Genomic DNA, 3,251 nt, shown 5'->3' with positions numbered 1-3,251 from the left:
TTGCTCTTTAACAATCTGGAACAAGCTGAAAAATTGAAACTGTCAGTGATATCGACGCGATATGACTGACAACTCTCAAGCTGAACAACCCGGGACGTCTTTGGGTTGTGAGGTTAAGCGACGAAGCGTACACGGTGGATGCCTAGGCAGTCAGAGGCGATGAAGGACGTGCTAATCTGCGAAAAGCGTCGGTGAGCTGATATGAAGCGAGATAAGCCGGCGATGTCCGAATGGGGAAACCCAGTGCAATGCGTTGCACTATCGTTTGATGAATTGATAGTCAGACGAGGCGAACCGGGGGAACTGAAACATCTCAGTACCCCGAGGAAAAGAAATCAACCGAGATTCCCCCAGTAGCGGCGAGCGAACGGGGAGGAGCCCAGAGTCTGCATCAGTGAAGGTGTGAGTGGAAGCGTCTGGAAAGGCGCACAGTAAAGGGTGACAGTCCCGTACACGAACATGCTTTGACTGTGAACTCGATGAGTAGGGCGGGACACGAGGTATCCTGTCTGAAGATGGGGGGACCATCCTCCAAGGCTAAATACTCCTGACTGACCGATAGTGAACCAGTACCGTGAGGGAAAGGCGAAAAGAACCCCGGAGAGGGGAGTGAAAGAGACCCTGAAACCGTGTACGTACAAGCAGTGGGAGCCTTGAATTATCAGGGTGACTGCGTACCTTTTGTATAATGGGTCAGCGACTTATATTCTGTAGCGAGGTTAACCGCATAGGGGAGCCGCAGGGAAACCGAGTCTTAACTGGGCGAAGTAGTTGCAGGGTATAGACCCGAAACCCGGTGAGCTAGCCATGGGCAGGTTGAAGGTTGGGTAACACTAACTGGAGGACCGAACCGACTAATGTTGAAAAATTAGCGGATGACTTGTGGCTGGGGGTGAAAGGCCAATCAAACCGGGAGATAGCTGGTTCTCCCCGAAAGCTATTTAGGTAGCGCCTCGTGAATTCATCTTCGGGGGTAGAGCACTGTTTCGGCTAGGGGGCCATCCCGGCTTACCAACCCGATGCAAACTGCGAATACCGAAGAATGGTATCACGGGAGACACACGGCGGGTGCTAACGTCCGTCGTGAAGAGGGAAACAACCCAGACCGCCAGCTAAGGTCCCGAAGTCATGGTTAAGTGGGAAACGATGTGGGAAGGCCCAGACAGCCAGGATGTTGGCTTAGAAGCAGCCATCATTGAAAGAAAGCGTAATAGCTCACTGGTCGAGTCGGCCTGCGCGGAAGATGTAACGGGGCTAAACCATGCACCGAAGCTGCGGCAGCGACATTAAGGTGTTGCTGGGTAGGGGAGCGTTCTGTAAGCCGTTGAAGGTGGTGCTGTGAGGCCTGCTGGAGGTATCAGAAGTGCGAATGCTGACATAAGTAACGATAAAGCGGGTGAAAAACCCGCTCGCCGGAAGACCAAGGGTTCCTGTCCAACGTTAATCGGGGCAGGGTGAGTCGACCCCTAAGGTGAGGCTGAAAAGCGTAGCTGATGGGAAACAGGTTAATATTCCTGTACTGAATGTGACTGCGAAGGGGGGACGGAGAAGGCTAGGCCATCCGGGCGACGGTCGTCCCGGTTTAAGCGTGTAGGTGGGAGGAGCAGGTAAATCCGCTCTTCTGTGAACACTGAGGCGTGATGACGAGCTGCTACGGCGGCGAAGTGGTTGATGCCCGGCTTCCAGGAAAAGCCTCTAAGCCTCAGGTGACATTGAATCGTACCCCAAACCGACACAGGTGGTCAGGTAGAGAATACTCAGGCGCTTGAGAGAACTCGGGTGAAGGAACTAGGCAAAATGGTGCCGTAACTTCGGGAGAAGGCACGCTGGCGTTAGGTGAAGGGCACACGCCTGGAGCTGAGGCCAGTCGCAGAGACCAGCTGGCTGCAACTGTTTATTAAAAACACAGCACTGTGCAAACACGCAAGTGGACGTATACGGTGTGACGCCTGCCCGGTGCTGGAAGGTTAATTGATGGGGTTAGCGCGTAAGTGCGAAGCTCTTGACAGAAGCCCCAGTAAACGGCGGCCGTAACTATAACGGTCCTAAGGTAGCGAAATTCCTTGTCGGGTAAGTTCCGACCTGCACGAATGGCGTAATGATGGCCAGGCTGTCTCCACCCGAGACTCAGTGAAATTGAACTCGCTGTGAAGATGCAGTGTCCCCGCGGCAAGACGGAAAGACCCCGTGAACCTTTACTATAGCTTGACACTGAACATGGAACCTTGATGTGTAGGATAGGTGGGAGGCTTGGAAGTGTGGACGCCAGTCTGCATGGAGCTGACCTTGAAATACCACCCTTGAATGTTCGATGTTCTCACTTGGGCCCGTGATCCGGGCTGAGGACAGTGTCTGGTGGGTAGTTTGACTGGGGCGGTCTCCTCCTAAAGCGTAACGGAGGAGCACGAAGGTTAGCTAATCACGGTCGGACATCGTGAGGTTAGTGCAAAGGCATAAGCTAGCTTGACTGCGAGAGTGACGGCTCGAGCAGGTACGAAAGTAGGTCTTAGTGATCCGGTGGTTCTGAATGGAAGGGCCATCGCTCAACGGATAAAAGGTACTCCGGGGATAACAGGCTGATACCGCCCAAGAGTTCATATCGACGGCGGTGTTTGGCACCTCGATGTCGGCTCATCACATCCTGGGGCTGAAGTAGGTCCCAAGGGTATGGCTGTTCGCCATTTAAAGTGGTACGCGAGCTGGGTTTAGAACGTCGTGAGACAGTTCGGTCCCTATCTGCCGTGGGCGCAGGAAGATTGAAAGGGGCTGCTCCTAGTACGAGAGGACCGGAGTGGACGCACCGCTGGTGTACGGGTTGTCATGCCAATGGCATCGCCCGGTAGCTAAGTGCGGGAGAGATAACCGCTGAAAGCATCTAAGCGGGAAACTTGCCTTGAGATGAGTTTTCCCCTGACTTTAAGGTCACGGAAGGAACGTTTAAGACGAAGACGTGGATAGGCTGGGTGTGTAAGTGCAGCGATGCATTGAGCTGACCAGTACTAATGAACCGAGAGGCTTAACCTTACAACGCCAAAGGGGTTTTGGGGTTGGCGAGAGAGAGAGAATTTTAGCTTGTTCGGAGATTGATTCTGGTGGTTGCGGAGGCAACGACGGGAATGCAACAGAATATGCCTGGCGGCGATAGCGCGGTGGTCCCACCTGACCCCATGCCGAACTCAGCAGTGAAACGCCGTAGCGCCGATGGTAGTGTGGGGACTCCCCATGCGAGAGTAGGGCACTGCCAGGCTTTA

At 53.9% G+C, this 3,251-nt stretch carries 2 rRNA genes; both read left to right on the top strand.

Annotation, left to right across the window (positions count from 1 at the left end):
- Positions 1-111: 111 nt before the first annotated feature.
- Positions 112-3,024: ribosomal RNA gene (locus C5469_RS22045) — 23S ribosomal RNA — on the top strand.
- A 107-nt stretch (positions 3,025-3,131) separates the two neighbouring features.
- Positions 3,132-3,247, top strand: a 5S ribosomal RNA gene (gene rrf / locus C5469_RS22040).
- Positions 3,248-3,251 lie beyond the last annotated feature (4 nt).

Origin of the sequence: Photorhabdus cinerea (genome assembly GCF_011189575.1) — a bacterium.
Lineage (GTDB): Bacteria > Pseudomonadota > Gammaproteobacteria > Enterobacterales > Enterobacteriaceae > Photorhabdus > Photorhabdus cinerea.
The sequence above is the reverse complement of the archived record's forward strand: the minus strand, read 5'-3'. Positions and strand labels throughout refer to the sequence as shown.